At 44.7% G+C, this 20976-nt stretch carries 21 protein-coding genes; 9 read left to right on the forward strand and 12 right to left on the reverse strand.

Annotated elements, in window-relative coordinates; all coding sequences use genetic code 11:
* Nucleotides 1-68: 68 nt before the first annotated feature.
* From purH to F551_RS0110495, 7 genes are all read right to left on the reverse strand, one after another.
* Nucleotides 69-1661: a bifunctional phosphoribosylaminoimidazolecarboxamide formyltransferase/IMP cyclohydrolase gene (gene purH, locus F551_RS0110465; RefSeq protein ID WP_018997462.1), complete on the reverse strand. Its 1593-nt coding sequence runs from the start codon at nt 1659-1661 to the stop codon at nt 69-71.
* A 209-nt stretch (nt 1662-1870) separates the two neighbouring features.
* Nucleotides 1871-3868, reverse strand: coding sequence for a polysaccharide biosynthesis protein (locus F551_RS0110470; RefSeq protein WP_018997463.1), 1998 nt, complete (start codon nt 3866-3868; stop codon nt 1871-1873).
* Nucleotides 3869-3899: 31 nt separating this feature from the next.
* On the reverse strand, nt 3900-5675 hold the full coding sequence (locus tag F551_RS0110475) for a heparinase II/III family protein (RefSeq protein WP_018997464.1): 1776 nt from the start codon (nt 5673-5675) through the stop codon (nt 3900-3902).
* A gap of 29 nt (nt 5676-5704) precedes the next feature.
* Nucleotides 5705-6361, reverse strand: a complete 657-nt coding sequence (rpe, locus tag F551_RS0110480; protein WP_018997465.1) for a ribulose-phosphate 3-epimerase — start codon at nt 6359-6361, stop codon at nt 5705-5707.
* 104 nt (nt 6362-6465) lie between these two features.
* The gene (locus tag F551_RS0110485; protein WP_018997466.1) at nt 6466-6984 is read right to left on the reverse strand and encodes an outer membrane lipoprotein; all 519 of its coding nucleotides are present in this window, start codon (nt 6982-6984) and stop codon (nt 6466-6468) included.
* Nucleotides 6985-7109: 125 nt separating this feature from the next.
* The gene (locus tag F551_RS0110490; RefSeq protein ID WP_018997467.1) at nt 7110-8576 is read right to left on the reverse strand and encodes an RsmB/NOP family class I SAM-dependent RNA methyltransferase; all 1467 of its coding nucleotides are present in this window, start codon (nt 8574-8576) and stop codon (nt 7110-7112) included.
* The gene (locus F551_RS0110495; protein ID WP_018997468.1) at nt 8577-9428 is read right to left on the reverse strand and encodes a M48 family metalloprotease; all 852 of its coding nucleotides are present in this window, start codon (nt 9426-9428) and stop codon (nt 8577-8579) included.
* A 144-nt stretch (nt 9429-9572) separates the two neighbouring features.
* On the opposite strand from F551_RS0110495, the gene F551_RS16615 reads away from it, so the two are divergent.
* Both F551_RS16615 and F551_RS0110505 read left to right on the forward strand, forming a co-directional pair.
* The gene (locus F551_RS16615) at nt 9573-9836 is read left to right on the forward strand and encodes a DUF1674 domain-containing protein (RefSeq protein WP_018997469.1); all 264 of its coding nucleotides are present in this window, start codon (nt 9573-9575) and stop codon (nt 9834-9836) included.
* 121 nt (nt 9837-9957) lie between these two features.
* Nucleotides 9958-10569 (forward strand): hypothetical protein, encoded by a 612-nt coding sequence (locus F551_RS0110505; RefSeq protein WP_018997470.1) that lies wholly within the window; start codon nt 9958-9960, stop codon nt 10567-10569.
* Between the two features lie 6 nt (nt 10570-10575).
* Here F551_RS0110505 and F551_RS0110510 read toward each other — a convergent pair whose 3' ends face one another.
* Nucleotides 10576-11373, reverse strand: a complete 798-nt coding sequence (locus F551_RS0110510) for an SDR family NAD(P)-dependent oxidoreductase (RefSeq protein ID WP_018997471.1) — start codon at nt 11371-11373, stop codon at nt 10576-10578.
* A gap of 74 nt (nt 11374-11447) precedes the next feature.
* Here F551_RS0110510 and F551_RS17385 point away from each other — a divergent pair, with 74 nt between their 5' ends.
* Nucleotides 11448-11597 carry a hypothetical protein gene (locus tag F551_RS17385; RefSeq protein WP_018997472.1) on the forward strand — a complete coding sequence of 50 codons (150 nt, stop codon included), beginning with the start codon at nt 11448-11450 and terminating at the stop codon, nt 11595-11597.
* Between the two features lie 105 nt (nt 11598-11702).
* Complete coding sequence (locus F551_RS0110520; RefSeq protein ID WP_018997473.1) at nt 11703-12107, forward strand: hypothetical protein; 405 nt, start codon at nt 11703-11705, stop codon at nt 12105-12107.
* Nucleotides 12108-12126: 19 nt separating this feature from the next.
* Here F551_RS0110520 and F551_RS0110525 read toward each other — a convergent pair whose 3' ends face one another.
* Complete coding sequence (locus F551_RS0110525; protein ID WP_026296777.1) at nt 12127-12738, reverse strand: LysE family translocator; 612 nt, start codon at nt 12736-12738, stop codon at nt 12127-12129.
* A gap of 76 nt (nt 12739-12814) precedes the next feature.
* Between F551_RS0110525 and F551_RS0110530 the strand changes: the two genes are divergently transcribed.
* Nucleotides 12815-13267 (forward strand): Lrp/AsnC family transcriptional regulator, encoded by a 453-nt coding sequence (locus F551_RS0110530; protein WP_026296778.1) that lies wholly within the window; start codon nt 12815-12817, stop codon nt 13265-13267.
* A 2-nt stretch (nt 13268-13269) separates the two neighbouring features.
* Here F551_RS0110530 and F551_RS0110535 read toward each other — a convergent pair whose 3' ends face one another.
* From F551_RS0110535 to F551_RS0110545, 3 genes are all read right to left on the reverse strand, one after another.
* A complete protein-coding gene (locus F551_RS0110535) occupies nt 13270-15207 on the reverse strand; it encodes a hypothetical protein (RefSeq protein WP_018997476.1) in 1938 nt (645 codons plus the stop codon).
* A gap of 68 nt (nt 15208-15275) precedes the next feature.
* Nucleotides 15276-15743, reverse strand: a complete 468-nt coding sequence (locus F551_RS0110540; protein WP_018997477.1) for a superoxide dismutase [Ni] — start codon at nt 15741-15743, stop codon at nt 15276-15278.
* Nucleotides 15744-15842: 99 nt separating this feature from the next.
* Nucleotides 15843-16451: a DUF1287 domain-containing protein gene (locus F551_RS0110545; RefSeq protein ID WP_018997478.1), complete on the reverse strand. Its 609-nt coding sequence runs from the start codon at nt 16449-16451 to the stop codon at nt 15843-15845.
* A 97-nt stretch (nt 16452-16548) separates the two neighbouring features.
* Between F551_RS0110545 and F551_RS17170 the strand changes: the two genes are divergently transcribed.
* The 4 genes from F551_RS17170 (at nt 16549) to F551_RS0110565 (ending at nt 20933) form a co-directional block, all read left to right on the forward strand.
* Nucleotides 16549-17061 carry a GNAT family N-acetyltransferase gene (locus F551_RS17170; RefSeq protein WP_018997479.1) on the forward strand — a complete coding sequence of 171 codons (513 nt, stop codon included), beginning with the start codon at nt 16549-16551 and terminating at the stop codon, nt 17059-17061.
* A 95-nt stretch (nt 17062-17156) separates the two neighbouring features.
* Nucleotides 17157-17363 (forward strand): hypothetical protein, encoded by a 207-nt coding sequence (locus F551_RS0110555; RefSeq protein ID WP_155825909.1) that lies wholly within the window; start codon nt 17157-17159, stop codon nt 17361-17363.
* 251 nt (nt 17364-17614) lie between these two features.
* Nucleotides 17615-19927, forward strand: coding sequence for a TonB-dependent receptor (locus F551_RS0110560; protein WP_018997481.1), 2313 nt, complete (start codon nt 17615-17617; stop codon nt 19925-19927).
* A 67-nt stretch (nt 19928-19994) separates the two neighbouring features.
* Nucleotides 19995-20933 carry an NAD(P)-dependent oxidoreductase gene (locus F551_RS0110565; RefSeq protein ID WP_018997482.1) on the forward strand — a complete coding sequence of 313 codons (939 nt, stop codon included), beginning with the start codon at nt 19995-19997 and terminating at the stop codon, nt 20931-20933.
* The last annotated feature ends 43 nt before the right edge of the window (nt 20934-20976 follow it).

Below are 20976 nucleotides of genomic sequence, written 5' to 3' on the forward strand. Positions count from 1 at the left end.
AATCCATGAAGCCGGTTTTCTTGTTTGAAAAAGCGTTCTGGCAGATATCTGCCAGAACGCTTTTTGTTTTAGTGTTTAAAGTGGCGCATTCCTGTGAAGACCATTGCCACACCAGCTTCATCAGCTGCCGCAATTACTTCTTCATCACGGACTGAACCACCCGGTTGGATAAAGGCGGTTGCACCAGCTTCAATTGCTTGCAGGAGGCCATCTGCAAATGGAATGAATGCTTCTGAGGCTGCAGCACAGCCTTTTGTGCGCGGTTCGTCCCAACCAGCCGCATCCGCAGCGTCTTGGGCCTTAATCGACGCAAGGCGTGCAGAATCAACACGGCTAACTAACCCCATACCTAGGCCAGCTGTTGAATCTTCTTTGGCATAGACAATACAGTTTGATTTGACGTGTTTAGCCACGCGCCAAGCAAACAACATGTCTTTCATTTCTTGCTCAGTTGGTTCACGCTTAGTGACGACTTTTAAATCGCCCATTTCAATACGACCAGTGTCACGTTCTTGAACCAACATACCACCCGCTATGCTGCGATAGTTAAGTGATGGTGCTTTAGGGTCGGGCAGTGCATCTGTGATTAACAGGCGAAGGTTTTTCTTTTTGGCAAAAACTTCTTTAGCTTCGTCACTTGCTCCAGGGGCTATCACGACCTCAGTAAATACTTGGGTGATTGCTTCTGCGGTTTCTGCGTCTAATGCTGTGTTGAGTGCGACTATACCGCCAAACGCCGAGACAGGGTCACAAGCCAAAGCAGCTTTGTAGGCCTCTAATGCAGTTTCACCAACTGCAACTCCACAAGGGTTTGCATGTTTGATGATGGCAACAGCAGGTCGGTCTGCGGGATCAAATTCAGCAACCAATTCATAGGCTGAATCGGTGTCATTCAAATTATTGAATGAGAGCTCTTTTCCTTGAATTTGTTGAGCAGACAACACGCCTGGGCGATTTTCAGGTGTTGCGTACACAGCTGCTTTCTGGTGGGGGTTTTCACCATAACGCAATGTTTGTTTAATTGCGCCACCAAAGGCACGTATTTCAGGAGCGTTATTTTCGTTCTGGTCGGCAAACCAATTTGAAATTGCTGCATCATAAGCTGCTGTACGAGCATAGGTTTTAGCGGACAAATTGCGGCGTGTTGAAAGCGTAGAATTCCCTTCATTCGCTTCCATATCAGCAATAACTTTGTCTACATCAGAACCATCTGTACACACAGCGACGAAATCAGCATTTTTGGCAGCTGCACGAAGCATGGCAGGACCACCGATATCGATGTTTTCAATGCAATCCTCGAATTCTTTGCCTGCAGCAACTGTGGCTTCAAACGGATAGAGGTTAACATATAGAAGGTCGATTGCGCCTATATTGTGCTCTTCTGCAGCTTTAACATGGGTGTCTAAATCACGGCGGTAGAGCAACCCGCCATGCACGACAGGGTGCAGAGTTTTAACGCGTCCATCCATCATTTCTGGAAAGCCGGTTAGGTCGGACACATCTTTAACAGGGAGACCTGCGTCTGCAATCGCTTTGGAAGTTCCACCCGTTGATACGAGTTCCACACCCATATTGACCAACTTGGTCGCGCGTTCAATTAAGCCGGATTTATCAGATACTGATATCAACGCGCGGCGTACAGGTGAAAGATTGGCAGTCATTTAGGGCTCCAGAACAAGATCCTGTCTGATTGAAAATAGATTGAAATCGAGAACCAATTTGTTTTGGTATTCGTATCTTTTTCAGAACGTGGATGAAATTATAACTTGAATGGCATGCGCGATAGCATGTTGAGCCTAAACAGCCAACTCCTCAATTGGGATTGAAAATTTATTCAATCCGGATCGGATTTTAATCTGTAGGGTAGACCTTACCGATTTGCAGTTTTATTCCGAGGACGGATCTTTAAAACATTGCTGCCTGATGGATATTTAGATTGTGTTTGGATCAGGGGTTCGTTGGAAACTTCTGTTGGGTCGGAAATAGCAAGTTCCGGAGCCAGATTGGCTAAAAGATCTAATGAAAGGGTTCGTTCTCTATTGCGTGCAGCTTCAATCATAGCATCCAGAGTGGGCATGAGTTTGTCGAGGTCTTTGTAAGTGGATTTCGCTGCCAAAACCCCATCAACACTCGTTTTAGAGACGTCTTCTTTAGGGTAGAAAACTGTTTCCGATAGCTTTTCGCCTGGTCGTAAACCTGTGAAGACAATATCGATATCTTTGCCGGGGCGATAGCCTTTTAGCCGTATCATTCTTTCGGCAAGTTCAACGATTGCAACAGGGTCACCCATATCTAAAACGTATAGAAATGCTTCGCTGTGTTCCGATGTACTGGACAATGCAGATGCTTGCAGCACGAGTGAAGAAGCTTCTTCAACGCTCATAAAGTAGCGTGTCATGTCTTCATCGGTGACGGTTACTGGGCCGCCTTCTTTGATTTGACGTTCAAAAAGCGGTGCGACAGAACCTGCCGAGCCAAGAACATTTCCAAATCGGACAATGGCAAAATTTGTTTGCGGATTAGTTGGAGCTAGGGCTTGTATGTAAAGTTCGGCAGCGCGCTTGGACGCCCCCATAACATTTGAAGGTTGTACAGCCTTATCTGTTGAAATGAAAACAAAATTCTTAACATTGAATTCTGCGGCATAACCAGCTGCCAGTCTTGCGCCTTCGACGTTTGTCAAAATAGCCTCATTGGGATTGGTTTCCATGAGGGGGACATGTTTTAGAGCAGCGGCGTGCAATATTATGTCCGGTTTCGCATGCCTAATAGCTGTTTTTAAACGGTTGGCTTCTCTTACATCACCTAACAGTGCTCGTCTTTGAACATTGGGGAAATGTCTACCCATATACATATCTATTTCATATAGATTGTATTCCGAGTTGTCGTACAGAGTGATTTCGGCGGGCCCATAACTTGCGCATTGGCGAACGAGTTCAGAACCAATTGTGCCGCCCGCACCAGTTACAAATACTCTTGCTCCTGATATGAGTTTGCTTACATTTACACGGTCAAGATTGCGCTCCGGCCTAGTTAGTAGGTCGGTTGGTTCCACAGCGTCGTGATTGAATTCTCCATCAGCACGTATTCGCTGAACTGTGGCTTTGTATTTAGCAGCAATGTCTAGCACCGAATCCATGATCTCGCGATCTAGTGTCGAGCCTACCATAGCAATCCAAGGTGGAGTGCTATAGCGAGTAGTCATAATGGACATGCTCTCTTGAAGTTTAGAGAGATCTCCCAAAACCTGAATACCACTAATTGCCCTTCCTGTGTAATCACCACTCGTCTCAATAATGGCTAAAGGTCTTACAGGAACACCTTCAGAAGAATTCTCTAACTCTCTGAGGGTAGAAGATATTTTTGAAGCTGAACCTACTAAAATCGCGGGAGGTTTGTCTTCGTCGGGGGACCTAAATGCTGCAAGCAATTGCCCTGTGGCTCTAGCGCGAGATGCCAATCTACCTGCAATCATAATAGTGATGAGGATTGGAACTTCGATGAAAATGCTAGATCTAAAAAAACCTTCCAATCGATTTGTTAAAAACATGATTGGTAAGAAAATGAGGTTTGCTAATAGAGCAGCTTGAATGATGCGACGTAAATCACCTGCGCTAGTGTGCCGCCACACTTGTCGGTATACACCTGTAATGACAAGTGACGCAGCCATGGCGACGGCTAATTCTATCGCGTAAAGCGCAGTGATCATGGGAGGAGAAACGGCACCTTGAAGTGTGTTTCTTATATATATCGCAGTGGTCATTGCGATCATTGCAGCGATCACATCATATGCGATACAGACAGTGATTGCACGCCATGCTTGGCGTTGTCCGATACTAAAGGCCCGAATTAGATCTTTGCGGGTCAAAAACTATACTCCCAACTACAATACGTGCAGTTTACTCGCCTGATACGCGACTTAGCGCCCACCTTAACCTGTTTGGGGAAGTTGTGCCATCTCCAATTGGACTAACACCGTAATTAATTAGAATTTGCGCGGCTGGTAGGCGTGTGCCGCTAGCTGTGTATACAGTTTGTTCAATATTTATGGGGTGTTCTGTGCGGAATTTCCAAGAAATATCGGTGTTTCGAACAAGTAAGAACACTGTTTTTTCGTCTTCGCCTTGCTCCACTCCAATGTACGGGTGCAATTGGAATCGTAGCGCACATGGGATGTCATCTTCCTGGGCTTGAGATGTTTCTGCCAACGGTCGATAGATTGAATCCTCGCCAGTGATCCTTTGACCATTTTTGGCTAAATAAAGCCGCCGCCTGTGGACAAGTCCATGGCTATCTCGCCAGCCCGAATGTTGGCCTTCCAATAAAAATTGGTCGCCTTCCTCTAAGCGTCTGGCGGAAACGCCGGGTGGTCCAATAATTTGATGGAGCCCAGATTCAGGGTTTTGTCTAAAAATTGCTGAGTTTTGATCGTCCAATACAAGGGTAGAAGATGCTGCAGTCTGTCGTGCAGCAAATACCCAGGCCGGATCAAGATCGGGATATGCTCCCATAGAAGTGATCAAGCGATGTGGGCCGTCACAAACATGGATAGCAAGACAGGATGCACTTGCCAATTCGGTGTTTTCGCCTGTCTCAGATGAGCCGGTGTCCATGTAGAGGGTCAGATTTCCGGCTTGTATGCGTTGAAATCCTGTTTGTTGAGCAAAAGAAAATTTACCCCCACCTTCACCAAATGGGGAAAGCGCCGTCTTTGCCAGACCATCCCAACTATCTGTTCCGCTATTCGCGACAAGCAATCCTCCATCGGTCAGTTGAAGAAACTTCAACATGTTCTGCATGCGCATCTGTGCTTTTGATAAAAATGGGGGAGCTTCGCGTCCCATTCTCAGCAAAAATTCTTCTGCGATATTCAGGTCAATTAAAGTTTCGGCAAGGCGAGAAGGAGAGCGTGTAACATGGCCGCCATCTTTCAAGATTTGCGTTTGTGTCTCATGTTCTAGAGCTTTTAATCCAACTTTTAAATACTCGTCACCTTCAGGCAAACTTGTTCCTGCCAGTGTCAAGGCCAATGCACATCTGAAACGTCCACGAAGTGATTTAACATTTTCACAGCTCAACGAAATATGATGCACCTGTTTAACGAGGCAATCCAAGAGGTTTGCTCTTGTTTCGCTGGAAACCGGTTCTATGATTACAGGGGCGGCGGAGAGCCAATTGATGACTCTATCTGCAGTGACATTTACACGCCATGCATTGTCATCCCATTTCCCGAATGCTCTCATCCAGCTCACAGTTAAGCTGCGCGCCAGTTTTTCACCTTGCTCGCCATTTGCGAGTAAATCTCGAAGCCAATGAAAGCGATGTATTCTATCTGCAAAATTCACACTCGGAAAAGGAGGTCCCCACGGAGCTCGAGCTTCAGGAACTTCAAGTTTTTCAGTTCCAAATTTCCATAAACCGCGGATAATGTTCTCGCCGCGTTTGGGGCGTGTTGGATGTCCATTTTTCGGACTTCCCAAAAGGGCGTCAATTGAAGGTGGATTCAGCCGCATTTTATACATGGTGGATGATTTCAAAGGTAGTCCATCACGACCCATGAATTCAGTCCACTCTTCTGCATCTCTCATTTTTGAATACTGGCTCGGTATCGGTTGAGGTGCAGTTGTTTCTTCTAATTGAGGCGCTTCTTCTGAGTTTTCATTTTCAGATGACATGAGTTGCCATACTCCAATCGTAGTGGAAGTTAGCCTCTTAAAGCAGCAATTGCATTTGCGTAGTTTGCTGGTCCTTTTTTGAAGACCGCTGATCCTGCCACCAATGCATTTGCTCCGGCATTAATAACGCGAGCACAATTGTCCGGCGTAACGCCACCATCGACTTCTAGAATTGTATTCGTTCCCAGTTTTTCAATGCGATTGCGGATGTCTTCGATTTTTCTCAATTGATTGTCGATGAATGATTGACCGCCAAATCCAGGGTTCACACTCATGATCAAGACAAGGTCTAATTCTTCTAGCACATAATCGAGTACATCGGCTGATGTTGAAGGATTAAGTGCTGCTCCAGCTTTTTTACCGAGTTTTTTAATGGCCTGGATAGTTCTGTGAAAGTGCGGTCCAGCTTCTGGGTGTGCTGTAATCAGGTCGGCACCGGCATTTGCGAAAGCTTCGAGATATGCATCTACCGGAGATATCATCAGGTGCACATCGAATGGCTTGTCAGAGTGAGGGCGCAATGATTTTACAACATCAGGTCCGATTGTGATGTTTGGTACAAAGTGACCGTCCATCACATCGATGTGGATCATGTCGGCACCAGCAGTATCTATGGCACGAACTTCTTCGCCGAGTTTAGAAAAATCAGCAGCTAGAATCGAGGGAGAGATGAGAATTTTAGACATATTTCCGCCTACCAGTAGGGAACAAGGTGTGCAACCACCTTGCTCAAATTTGCTGGGTTATATGTCGCCATACTTGGAGAAAAAGTCTAGAGATTAATGGTAAATCAGTAACCTATATCAATATTTTGTGGAACGACGCGCGCGCGGTTGCCATATTCTATAAAGATTGGCGTCCCATTTGGTAGTGCGACATCACCGCCCTGAGCGATTGAAATAATTTCATCATTTTTGTCGAGACGTATCTTATATTCATAGCCGCGCTGTTTGCCGCCAGCTTTACCGACTTGCTGGCCCGCTATCGCTCCACCAACAGCACCGATGACACCAGCGATTGCTTTTTCATCGTCACCGCCGCCAACTTGGCTACCGGCTATACCGCCAATAACAGCACCGGTTGCAGCACCAAGAAGCCCATTATTGCTTCCGTCAATCATAATGGCACGTGAGGCAACTATGACGCCTTCATCAACGCGGGAAATACGACCAACTTCATTGTGTGAATAGTCGTTTGCGCCTTGGCTAGACGCACAACCAGTTACGGCAAGAAGCGTACCTGCGGCGAATGCAAAGGCTGTCTTTCGAACAACGTTTTTTGTGTTGTTGCTTTTAGGTAGTGAAGACATGGGGTGGCTCCAGAAGAAATTTAATTTGCCTGATTTTCCGTCTTGTTTGAGGCGGATATGAGGCGATTTTGGTTAAATATCATCCAGAAAACTGCCTTATTCTTTACAAAACCCCTTGAAAACAATCACACTTTTTTGAGGCGAGCCATGTAGAAGATATCGGAGGTTATTATGTCTTCTGCATTTTCGACAGCAAATTGCGGTAAACTGAGCAACCCACCAATATCGTCAATTGCGTGCTCATACCCTGGAACCTCTTCTGGTTTTATAGGTTCGATGGACCAGTTTTGACTTTCGATTGCTGATTTTACGACCTCAATGCCTTCCGCCGGCATGGGAGTACACACACAGTAAAGCATCGTACCGCCTGACTTGAGCATATCATAAGCCGCATCAACTAGTTTCAATTGAAGTTTTGAGTAGCGATCTAATCCAGTGTCGTTCCGTCTCCAAGCTCCCTCAGGGTGGCGACGCAAAGTTCCAAGAGCTGAACAAGGCGCATCGAGCAAAATACCATCAAACAATTCATCCGGCCGCCATTCTCTTGCATCTGCCACAAGAGATTTGGCTTTTAAACCTGTTCGTTCAAGATTTTCACGAACTTTTTCGATACGTTGTTCGGAAAGATCTACTGCTGTAACTTGGGCGCCCATACTCGATAGTTGCATCGTTTTACCGCCAGGTGCAGCACACAGGTCTCCAATTGTTAGGCCTTTGACATCACCAAACAATTTCGCTGGTAAAGTTGCAGCAACATCCTGAATCCACCATTCGCCGTCCGCATATCCTTCCAGTTCAACTATACTGGCACCAGTAGGTAATCGAACAGAGCCTGAAGGTAGTGCTTGGCCTTCAAATTTCGTCGCCCACTGTTCTGGATCGGATTTAACCGTCACGTCGATACGGGGTTCTTGTAACTGAATACTGGCGATGTTTTGTGCTGTTTCTTCTCCAAGTGTGTCGATAAAGCGTGTCGCAAGCCAATCTGGCCAGATGTGACTTTGGGGAAGATTATCATAAGCAGTTGGTTCTCTTACTGCTCGGCGCAATATTGCATTGACCATACCGCCGCCGCGAGCTGCAGGTCGCCATTGCCGCGCTGCCTCAACAGTTGCATCCACCGCGGCATAAGAGGGGGCCTTGAGTACCCAAAGCTGTGCGCATCCTACACGCAAGAGCGATAGAACGGGTGGATCTATCTTCTCAAGTGGGCGGTCTATGAATGTTTCTAGAGCGTCATCTATACGTCCGAATGCTCGAAGCGCTGCTGACGCTATTGCACGTGCAAAGCCGCGATCAGAACCTTCTAGGTCATCAAAGAATTTGGAAGCACTCAATGCTTCATCCATGTCCATGCCTTCATGGACGATGCGCATTAGAATATCAGCTGCTGCGCGCCGACTTTGCCAACCATTTTGTGGGAGCTTACCGCCACGACGTTTCGTCGTGTTGTCCTGAGGCGTGGAGCGCGGGTTCTTACCAGAACGAGACCGTGAACGATTGTCGTCAGTGCTTTTGCGAGAATTTGGTCCAGAACGGCGATTAGGCCCGCGTGATGAGCGCGAGCCATTATTGTTTGTATTTTTGTTCACTTAGTAGCGCGATTCAGTTTTAGCATTGTCTTTGTTATCCAGATCTTCAGCTATTCGGCGCAGACGAGCAATGCGTTTTTCAGTCGCTGGGTGAGACGAGCGATGAGTGCGTTTTGATGCATGCAATGGGTCAACCACGTAGATATGAGCTGTTGCCGGGTTCTTCTCAGCAACTGGGTTGAGAAGAGATACCGTATTGCGCTCTATCTTTTCCAGAGCTGACGCAAGATCAAGTGGTTTTCCACATATTTTTGCACCATCACGGTCTGCGGCGTGTTCGCGGGCCTTTGAAGCGAAGATTTGAGCAACTGTTCGTGAAATGAATCTAGATGAGATTGCTGAAAGTCCTAAAGGAGCAAAAAATATCCAAGTGAGGCGGTTCAATAAGCCTGAAACTGCAGATGCAATTCCCATTGATAAACTGTCACCGCGTTTAACATGAGCCAATTCATGCGCTATAACTGCGCGTGTCTCTGCGCGATTGAGTGTCATCAATAGTCCATTGGTTACGGCTATTGAAGCGTGCAAAGCATCTCGACCAACTGCAAAGGCATTTGGTTGATGGGCATCCATTATAAATAGACGAGGGCATATCATGCCGGCGCTACTTGAGAGGTCACGACATTCTTTGACGAAAGCTCGGACCATTGGTGATGGGTGATTTTCATCCACTTCCTGCGCTTTATTCGCGCGTAGAACAAGAGTGTCTGCTTTCCAGAAGACTGCTATATGAAAAACAAGTGCAATTCCGGTTGCAACAACTGCACCTTGATTTCCGTAGATAGCCCAACCAATTCCCGCAAAGATTGCGTGGATGAAGAACATAAAGAGGGTTGCGCGCAAATAGCTCACGTGGAGGCTCCCAATTGGTTTGGTGTTTAAAAACACGTTTGGGTTTAATTTTATGGGTCTTATTAAGTTGTCACTCATGAAGGTTAATGAATTCCAACTTTAAAAAGGTCTGGACTAAAAAAAATTTGAATTTATCTAGAGAAAATGACCCAAAAGAACGAAAACTCCGAAAATTCATCATCTGCTCTGCAAAATGAGGCTGTTGATGGTTTCATTTCTGGTGCCGCTCCAGGAAAGGAATTGTCTCCTGCTGCGCAGCGTGCGCTCGAAGAAGCCGCTGAACGTCGTGTTGCGAGTGATGCAAAAAATGCTAGTGAACAGAAGCCAGAAGAGTGGAATGGCCCGCGCGGCGAAGAACCCACACGTTACGGAGACTGGGAACGCAAAGGCATAACTTATGATTTTTAAAACCTAGCCACTGTGCTGGGGAACTAATGTCTTAATATTCCCGCCTAAGGCGCGAGCAATTGCTTCAATTGTAAAGATTGGGTTAAGCTTCCATTAAGTGTTTAAGGAAGCGAGTGCAGATATGAAGAAATTTCTTTTGAGCGTAGGTATTGTTGTCTCAACAATGTCGATGACAATGTTTCATAAAGCGCACGCTGACGGTATCAACAAACCACATATTTATACGTCTGCACCAGCTCCTTTGAATGTACGTAATTATGATTCTGCACCAACAGTGCACTATGTGAATCCCAGATCTAAAGGTATGAAAATCTACTCAACTGCCTGCGGCAGCGCAGATACTGAGATCTGTTCTGGGCAATTTGTGTCTACTGGACGCGTCGTGTTGGCAGGTCAGGCACCTGCTTATGTAGAATCAGTTAAGCCGATAATCAGACGTGACTCTATGACTGCTATACATGCATCACCCGTCAAGAAGCATGTTGTGAAGAAAGCCCACGATTGTAACTGTCACTCAGATGGACATCACAAGCATCATGGGAAGCAGCAAATACAACTGGATGGAAATTTCACAGGCGGTGTTGGTGCGGGCGTTTCTAGCAATTGGAGCGGCGGACATGGTGGAGTATTTCACGTACAAAACCCGATGATACGTTCACGACAATCAGTCATGTATTTCCCACGTTCAACATACCACAAACGTAGAAACGTACATCGCAAAATCTATCGCTAGAACGTCTCAACGGTGTCTGGCTTTGAGTATTTGCGTAGAGACACGTTGCGGCAGAAGCTTATTGAGCGTGTAGAGTGCTTTGTTCACTAAGCCAGGAATGTGCACAGCGCGCTTTGAATTTCCCGCCTTAAAACAAGCCTGCGCAACTTGATCAGATGTTTGCCACAAAAACTTTGGTAAGTTTTGAAGTTTGTCGCGCTGTCCATTCACATCATGAAATTCCGAATAGGTGAGACCTGGACATACCGCTACAATATTAAGGCCATACTTTTTGTTTTCTAAATACAGTGACTGCGTGAATTTGATCAAAGCAGCTTTGCTGGCAGCGTATAAAGTATGACCCGGACCTGGGGGCGCATACCCAGCCAAAGAAGCGATGTTGATGATACTACCGTGCCCTTGTTTTCTCATTGCCGGAAGCAATGCGTGGCATAACTCGCAAGGTGTATTGAGCATTAATTGCAAGAAGGATGCTTGCTCAGCCCAACTGGTGTTTGTGAATTCAGGAGCAAGCCCAAACCCCGCATTATTGATGAGAACATCAACGTGTAATTTTCTATCTCTTAGTTGGTTTAGTAGCAGATTTGGTGATTCTGGTTTTGATAAATCACATGCAAAATACATAGCGTTGATTGAATGCGTTTTGCTGAGCTGTTTTGAAAAAGATGCTAATTTTTCTTCTCGTCTAGCAACTAAAAAAACATCATATTTTTTCGAGGCATACAGCTGTGCTAATGCCTCTCCAATGCCAGCAGATGCTCCTGTTATAAGCACGAGCGGACGAGTTTCTTCAGAGCCTGACATTCAATGTTTCCAACTATTGTTATAGTAATGGGCATTAGTGGCAATTTGCCAGTGATTTGGAAAGAGGCAGGGGTATGAAACTGCTAAAGATTATTGGATTGATCTTGGGAACAGTGTTGATCGCGTATTTGTCTGGTTGGGCGTTGCAGGAAGACAAAAGTAAGCCGCCAACCTTCAATACTTCCAAACCTGATCGTGATGGAAAGCCGCCTGGAAAACACTAATTTGGTGCATATCCAGCGTGCATTACAGTCCTACCGCTTAACGAATTGAATTAGTCAGGGTATGACGGTAGCGCTAGTGTTTAATATTGGGCGGAGAAAAGCGCTATGGAACAGATTTTAGAGCTTCTAAATAGTATATTTGGTGAAGGTGGTGACTTGGCTGGTGTAGCTTCGGCTGCTGGTCTTGGAGGCGGTGTAACAAGTGCTGCTGCTGTTGTGGCCTTTCGTGGCATGGTTATGAAGTTTGTTGTGCGTGTTATTACGACAGCTGCATTTACGGGAGCAGGCTTTCTTGGGCTATTGCACTATCTTGGCTTTGTGATTGTGCCGAAAGACGAACTCTCTCAAATGTCCTCAAATTCCAAAGCCGCTTCACCTCTTTATTCTGGTTGGGTAGGTGCAGAGGGAACGAGCACGAGACCTGAAACGCGTTTGGAAAGAGCAACGCGTGCTGGAAAGAGAGTTATCGTAGTTCATCGTCGTTCAAAAGAAGACAAAGATAACTCTTGATTAGCTTGGCTATCAGTCTCTAATGCCCAATCCACGCTGGATATAAAGTCATCGCCAATAAAATTGCGGCCGTGACGTTGAAAATACGTGTTTTTGCAGGTGTGTTGAGGAAGTGTTTTATTCTTGTGCCAGCAACCGCCCATGTTGTAACAGCTGGAAAATTCACAACTAGAAACACACTACATATAATAAAAACACTTAGTAGTGGGCTGTCTTGTAATGAATATGTTGCGATAGCGGTTGTGCCCATCGACCAAGCTTTAGGGTTCACCCATTGGAATAGGGCGGCCTGAAGGAAAGTGAACGGCTTTGAGTTTGATGAAGCAGCATTTGAGTTGTCCTGAAGTGGCGCTGCGTTCGCAATTTTCCAAGCTAGATATAGCAGATATATTGAGCTGAGGATTTTTAGCGCGAGAAACGTTGCTGGAATTCTTTCAAAAACTTGCGCCAGGCCAATACCAACCAATGCGAGCATAAACACAAAGCCCAGAGATATTCCAAGCATATGCGGAATAGTTCGTTTCAATCCAAAGTTTGCACCCGAAGCCATTAGCATCAGGTTGTTCGGGCCTGGTGTTATCGAAGATACAAAGGCGAAGGCTAGTAAAGCTAAGAGAAGTTGGCTGGTCATCATACTGTGTACGATAATTGCAAACTTACACAATGTGCTTGCATAATTGTGTGTGTTAGATCTATTTTTGCAATTAATGATGAAAAATGATCAAATAAACCAAAGTATATTGCGTGAGCTTCGTCAGGATGGTCGGCTGACAAATATAGAGTTGGCCGAGAAAGTCGGATTGTCACCTTCTGCATGTCTGAGACGTGTTCAAGAGTTGGAGCGGTCGGGCGTCATTGCTGGCTATCGGGCTGTGCTTGATCGCAAAGCCATGGGAGCAGGGTTTGTTGTCTATGTAACCGTTGGTTTGGCTAGGCATCTGAAGAAAGATCAACAAGCATTTGAAAATGCAATGAACCGTGCACGCCAAGTTGTGGAGTGTCACAATATAACAGGTACTGTTGAGTATTTATTGCGGGTGGAAACGGAAGACCTTGAAGCTTACAAAGTCTTCCATACTGATGTGCTTGGCACTGTAGAGCAGGTAGCCAGCATTACATCCTTCATTGTTATGGGAACTCCGAAGGATGAACGCGGATAGTGCTATTCTGCTTCGGGTGGTGCTGTGTGGGATACACCAACCCCAATGAATTCTATTATTTGCTCTGGTTCCTGAATGCCATTTTCTTTGGCTTCATCAATGGATGCTTTGCTCAATGGTTTTTCGGGATTGATCATAAATTCGATGTCGCCACCTTTTTCGATGAAGTCAGCGAATGTGTTTGCAAACCCAATTGCTTGAGGAATTTCATCCTTTGCAGCCATGGCACCCATGCGCATCATACTTGATGCCATAAGCCTCAAATTTTCAGGTGTTTGACTTTGAAGCATAGCTAGCTCACCAGCTTCATCCTCTGGAATCAGTTTGGCAAAATCAATTGCCATCCCAAACATACGGCCTAGACCAATATTGTCGTCGGTTAGTTTAACTCGGAAATTATTTAGAGCTCCTCGGTTTTCAAGGATGTCCTCGAGCAGCGCCTTTCTTGTGGAATCATCTTCTGATGAAAACGCTTCCGCAAAGGATACAAAATCTCCTGCTGCCCCATCAAATTCTAACTCCAATCCGATTAGGTCTTTAAATTTGTAATCCAACTCAAAATTTAGATCACCATTGTCCGGATCCCATTCGTAATTAAGCTTGGAACCAACATCGAGGTTTTGAAGTTCATATTTGTTTATGATCTCCATTCCTTGAGCGGCATATTGGTCAAACGTTTCTCTATCAAAATCTTCGCTTTCTGCTTCAAAAACTGTCGAGAACATGTCTTCAAAAGCATCAAAGAAGGCTACCATATTGTAATTGCTAGACGGCACTGACATCGAAATTTTTGTTGGTATAAATGATCTGAACTCAGAGATGTCCATATCGAATGTATCTGTTTTACTAACTATAGAATCACCGATGGTGCTGGTCATTTCCTCAGCATGCCATTTCCCGAGGCTGATGAGGTTTTCATCCTTCAGTGTTGGGATTTTTCGTTGTTGAAGAAGCGAGAGCAGGCCAGATAGGTTGAGATCTCTGACGCTTAGTAGGCCGGTTGTTCCACCTTGTCCTATATTGAATGGGAAGTCGTCGTCTTCAACTAGGATGTTTTGGTCTAAAAACATATCCATGCCTTTATAGACAATCAGGCGTGTGTTTCCTTTGTCATAGCCGATGACACCACTGACAGGTACTTTATAGTCAACTTTGAGGCTTTGTGAGGATTCGCTGTCGATCGTTTGCTCCATAGCGAATTCACCATAGCTGTCTAGCATGCTCATAGCATCCACTTTGAAAGCATTAGACCAACGTGCATAGCTGGAAATGAAGTCCCACACCTCTTGAGACGAAGCTTTTTCATCTTCTTTTGGCAGAGTGGGAACAGCCAAACCATTCCAATAAAGGCCATCAAGAGTGATGCGCCCATATCCTAGATCATATTTGCTGACATTCACATTTTGCTGTTCTTTTATTACTTGCACAGCTTCGCCTGCTTCATCTTCAAGAACGTCTTCAAGAATACTGACCGTCGCTTCGTTAGACGCATTGGTGAGATCTTCAAAAATTTCTGTGAGGCCAAAATATGTGATGTTGGAGAGGTCTATTCTATCAGCAATTTTCGTCGGGTTATTCTCCGACAGTGCTTCAAGTGTAGAGGCATCAAATCCCCACATCTTAGCGTGTTCAACTTGTAGCCCAACATCGGGAAAGCTTGATAAAGCAATTTTTAAATTGTGTGCCGTGACATCATTTTCAGAAGTTTCGATGTTGTCGAAAGAAATCTTGAAAATGGAGTTTTCTGCAGATGAAATCGCATTCCACGTAGCTTCATCAGTCATTGATGATTTAGGGGACCACTCATTCATCGTCGTTAAATAGGTGAGGGCACCCGCATCCGTTTGAACGGCGGTGTCTAAAGATGGAATTTTGGATGTTGTCGAGCAACCTGCTATCGCAAATGACAAAACCAATGCAGTTGATGTTAATACACGCATGAACGTCCCCTTAATTTTGAAGTGGAATGATACCATCTTCTATTAAGGAGACAATGCGGCGTTAAATATTAGTGTTTGTGACCGTGCAGCTCAAAATAGTGATCGCGATAAGCATTGATTGCTTTTTGCAATTCCTCAGCTTTTTCCATGTCAGCTGATTGCTTTGCTTTCATTGCAGCAACCAAGATTTGATGCGCCAATTTGAGTGATTTTGCGTAAGATTTTTTTTCTTTTGATTTTACAGGGGCTTTTACGCGTTGCGTCAGGAAATACACAGCAATTTCGTCTTGTATTTTTTGAGCGTGGTTTTCTTTATTGATAACCCAGCGCGTTGCATCATGTGTATTTTCAGCAGCTTGAATCCCTTCGATTGAGCGTTTGATCGTTTTGACATGCAGATCTAACTCATCAAACTTTGCTTCATCATCATAAATTCCACATGGAATTTCACAGTGTGCAAATGCGGGCGCTGTAAACCCGATACTGGCAGTAAAAAGCGCAATAGATAAAAAAATGGAACGACTAATCGTATTCATGCTGGGCCTCTAATTTAGAAACTCTAAAAGTTATCCTTCATGTCTCATGATTGGGATGAGACCACAACTCTCTTTTGCGTGAACTGGTGTATTCGCACGCTATTGAAAAGAAGCGTCATCAGGACGGTATCGACCAGAAATCGGCCAGGCAAATAATACGTTTTCAATCTGTGGCCCCGCGCCGATATTGTGCACGATTAAGGGGAGCCCATTGCTAGATTTTTCATTGGTGACAATACCAATGTGGGGAAGCCATCCACCATCTTCGCCTTTTAAGTTCCAAGCAACTATGTCGCCCGCAAGATAGTCATTCGCTCTATTTGAGGGTGGCAAGCGCATATTGTGGCGAGTTAAATAGGTTTCGATATTTGGAACGCGGCGATGATCTATATTGCGATCTGTGCGCTTTAATCCCCAATGATTGGGGTAAGCACTAAAATTAGCTTTCATGTCTTCGTGAATGAGTTGCTGAAGGTCAATTTCCAATGTCCGCAACGATCTTACAACAACGTCTGAACACACTCCGGTATCAGATGGTACATCGCCATTTGGATATGGAATGGAAACATAGGCTGGGTCATAATTGATTGCGTGTTGGGTGCGTTCAATTGCTGCCTGTGAAAGCCTTTGGTGAAAGGGCTCTGCGTGGACTTGAACAGACACGCAACTCGCAATCACTGAAAGTAGGGTGTTTCGATAAATGCTCATTTCTCCGAAATAACTTCCAATATGGGCAAGTATTTGGCCGGACTGTGATGGTTTATTGCCACTTGAATTTGTAAAAAAGATTTGATACGCAAAGTTTATGAAATTAGATAACACGTTATGTATTAGATCTGATAGACGCGAGAGTGATGATGAACTTATCGCGCAATTGCATCATGATGGATACAAAAAGCTTGGGCCGAGATTTGGTGCGCCCTTTGATGCTTATGTTGTTCAAACACTTGAAGAAGCTAATTTGGCTCAACGATGGTTGGATGCTGATGATAGATCACGCGTTTGGTTTGCGGAGCTGAATGGAAAACCAATTGGTTGTGCAGCGCTTGTCGATCGGGGAGAGCGAGCGCAATTGCGGTGGGTCGTTGTGCTCGATGAGGCCAGAGGATTGGGTGCCGGTCGCAAATTGCTTAATCAGGTTCTGAATTTTGCGTCTCAACATAACTTCAAAAGTATCTATCTCGAAACGATAGATGATCTTACCCCTTCAATGACGTTGTATGAAACGAGTGGCTTTGCGCTGGTCAGCAAAAAGCAGATGCAATTATGGTATGGTGAAGATGGTTGCGAAGTGGTGATGGAAAAGATGTTGAGCTAAGCTGTACGGGATTGGAAACTCTCTTTCCATGGCATTCGAGAATGTGTTCATGCTGTGTATTTTTACTGATTTTTCTAGTTGCGTCACGACGTGTCGTGTTTGATGCCATTCCAATGGTTTGTGATACTGGTGATGTTATTATTTCAAATCGTCAGATCGTACATGGTTCTTTTGCCAATACAGGATTTGAGCCGAGAATTACTGCCAATTTTGGATTTCATAAACGTTCTTCAGTGTTGAATGTAAAGGGGGCAGGAATTCATAGTGAAGCAGCAGTTTATGATGATGATTTCATTAAATAACGATCTAAAGCGATGGGCTTGGCTTTAGCGTCGAGGAAAAAACGTTTTCCCGAAGAAGAGTCATATAATTACAAGCCATTATTGGATGAGTTGGATTCTTTCTCAGGATGTAAAGGAAGCCATGAGCTGTTGAAAAATTACAATTTGAAAGATCTAAGTATTTAGATTTCGGATACGTTCAATCGCTTTTAAGACTTTGCGCAGAAACACATAAAACAAACGGTCAAAGTCTACTTTTCGGAAAAAAAATTATGACATTTAAGCAAACAATTTTGGGAGCAACCAGTTTAGCAGCTGCGTTTGCGATAACGCCTATGACTGCTCGGGCTCAAGAAATCGATATAGTTGGCAATGCCCAAGAAGAAACAGCCGTCCAACGCTTGATGAACACGATAACTGTCACCGCTACGAAGCAAAAGGATCCTGAAGATGTCCAAGATGTAGCAATTGCGGTGACAGCATTTAACGAGGACACGCTTGATGTTCTTAATGTGAAAGATCTGCAGGATCTTTCATACAGTGTTCCAAATGTTTCGCTCACGGATAACGGAACATCCAAAGGTTATGCTAATTTTGCCATGCGGGGGCTGGGCTTAAATTCTTCTATTGGTTCAATTGATCCGTCTGTCGGGACAATTATTGATGGAGTTCCGCTTGGAATAAATGGTGGGCTTGTATTTGATACCTTTGATATTGGTAGTGTAGAAATTTTGCGCGGGCCGCAGGGGATCCTTCAAGGAAGAAATACAGTAGGAGGTGTAGTTGCGCTGAATACGGGAAATCCAACATCAGAATTGGCTTATGATTTCAAAATTTCTTCTGAAACACCAGTCGATGATGGGCGAGGGGGATTAAATTCTTTCGCTCAGGGTGTCGTGTCGGGCCCGCTTATTGACGGAAAACTAAATGGAAAAATAGCTGCCTATTACAATTATGATGAAGGCTATTTTAAAAACCAATTTAACAATGATAATCATGGTGAAGGTGATGTAAAAATCATTCGTGGTGCTCTGGAATATTTTCCAACTGAAAACTTCACAATATTAGCTAAAGCTGAGTATGCAGAATTTACAGGAGATGGGCCTGCCACGCAAAACCGTTCTCTACATCACCGAGGTAGTTTTGATATCTCAATCGACGAAACAGGTTTTTACGATAACTCTGTTGCATTCGGAATGCTTCGCATGGATTGGGATGTCGGATTTGGTGATGGAACAATTACCAATATCTCAGGCTATCGCAAATACAAAGCCGCATCTAATGGCGATATAGATGGATTGCCCTCTGCTTTGTTTAATGGCCCAGGTCATTCATACACAAATCAGTTTTCAAATGAATTAAGGTACAATGGTTCATTCGGAGACCTAACTCTCACAAGTGGTTTCTTCTATTTTGATCAAACCATTAAATCTCATGAGTCTAGAGAGCTGGCATCCTTTCTAGTGAATCCTGCATTGCCTGCTGGTTTATTGAAATTCCCAGGTGGTGGTGTGATGGATCATAGCTCTCTGGGAGCCTTCACACAGTTGGAGTATCAATTTACAGAACGTTTTTCTGGGCAGGTGGGCTTGCGGTATTCGTATGAAGAAAAAGAGGCTGGTTTAACATATGTTATTCCTGCTCTTCTGAGGGGGATATCGGATTGCTCAGTCGTTGAGGGAACTTGTCCAGTAGACTTCACTGACAAGAATGATTGGAGTGGCTTTACGCCGAAAATAGCAGTTGAATATGAAGTGTCAGATGCTGCACTTCTCTATGCGTCCTATAATCGTGGGTTCCGGTCTGGTGGATACAATTTCCGTATCACTGATCCGACAACCTTTGCCATTCTGAATAATAGTATCAATAACAACAATCGATTCTTCGATGAAGAAACCATAGATGCTTTTGAAGTGGGGTATAAATATCAGTCTGAAAATGGTCGAGTGGTGTTGAACTCGGCTTTGTTCTTCAACAAAGCCAAAGATCTGCAACGTGAACTAATCGTGGCAAGCAATGCCGGTACTTCGCAATTGATATACAACACTGCGGATGCAGACATCAAAGGTGTTGAGTTGGAAGGGCGTTTTTCAGTTACAGACAATCTGATAATTACAGGAAATCTGGGATACATAGATGCCAAATATACAGATATTCGGTTTCCAATTTCTGCCGGAACTATCGCTGCGTTTGAAGCTGGGCAGGTTTCCGATTCTGACTATGATTTAAAATTGCCTAGAACTCCGGAAATGACATATGGAATCGGCTTTGTTTGGGAGCAAGATTTAAACAATGCTGGATCCTTGCTTCTGGCAGGTAATTTTCAACATCGTGATGAGGCCGCCCACACGGATAATAACATCGGCATATTAGACGCAGTAGATATGGTTACTGCAAATCTGACTTGGAATACCCCGAAAGATGGGATTTCGGTTTCGTTGTTCGGCAGAAATTTGCTTGATGAAGCGACCTCTGGAAATGATGCTCCTTTGCCATTTAACGCTGGAGTTACCGGTCAGTCAGGAACGTTTTCGCCTTTGATCAAGGGGCGCACCGTGGGTCTTGAATTATCGATTAAAGGGTAACTAAGAACCCAAATGAACTTAGAGCGTGGTGATAGGTTTTGCCACGCTGTTTTTTAGGAAAAGAAACATGACCGATACTGTGAAAATACTTGCAATGCATGAAGGCATGCCAACCTTGTTTCCAAGTAAGCCAGATAGTTGGGAATTTATGGATGTTTCCAGCGGCGTAGAGACGGTTATTGCTGATCGAGGTGGAGAAGTAGAAATTCTCTTGTCTGCAAGTATAGAAAAGCTTGATAAAGCGATGCTTGATAAATTTCCCAATCTCAAAATGATTGCTTCTGTGTCTGCGGGCTTTAGCAATGTAGACTTAGAAGAGTGCAGACAGCGCGGTATTGCCGTTACGAATGCACCCGGGTTGAATTCAGGTGATGTCGCTGATGTGGCTGTCAGTATGATGACGTCATTGCTTCTCAATTTTCCACAAAGCCAAAATTACATCATGACAGATCAATGGGTTACGAAAGATGGACCTATTCGTCATTCGCTGAAAACATCAACTGTTGGAATTGTAGGGCTGGGGGCTATTGGTAAAGAGGCGGTCACACGGCTTAAGCCTTTTGGTGTTGAATTATGTTGGTGGGGGCCTCGCGATAAGCAGGACGTGGACATCCCTTTCATTGCCTCCATTAAAGAATTGGCAAAAAAATGCCGTGGTTTGATAGTGTGTTGTCGACCAGATGATTCAACTTTTCATTTGATTGATGATGAGATCATCAAACTACTTGGCCAAGACGGCGTCATCGTAAATGTCTCACGTGGCAATGTAGTGGATGAAAACGCTCTAATAGAGGCGTTGAAAACTGGTAAGCTTGGTGGGGCAGGGTTGGATGTTTTTGACCCAGAACCAACCAATAGTAATCGGTGGGAAGGAGTTCCAAACGTCATTCTCACACCTCATCAAGGCGGCGCAACTTATCAGAGTCTATTTGCATCTGCTGGCTTAGCGCAACAAAACATCCAAAATTTCTTATCTGGTGCACCCTTGGTGACGAGTGTGTTGTGAGCTAGTCCTCGCAGTTGCTTATAAATCGGATCCATTCCAACAA

It is taken from the genome of Hirschia maritima DSM 19733 (genome assembly GCF_000378345.1).
In the GTDB taxonomy this organism is placed as follows: Bacteria; Pseudomonadota; Alphaproteobacteria; order Caulobacterales; family Hyphomonadaceae; genus Hirschia; species Hirschia maritima.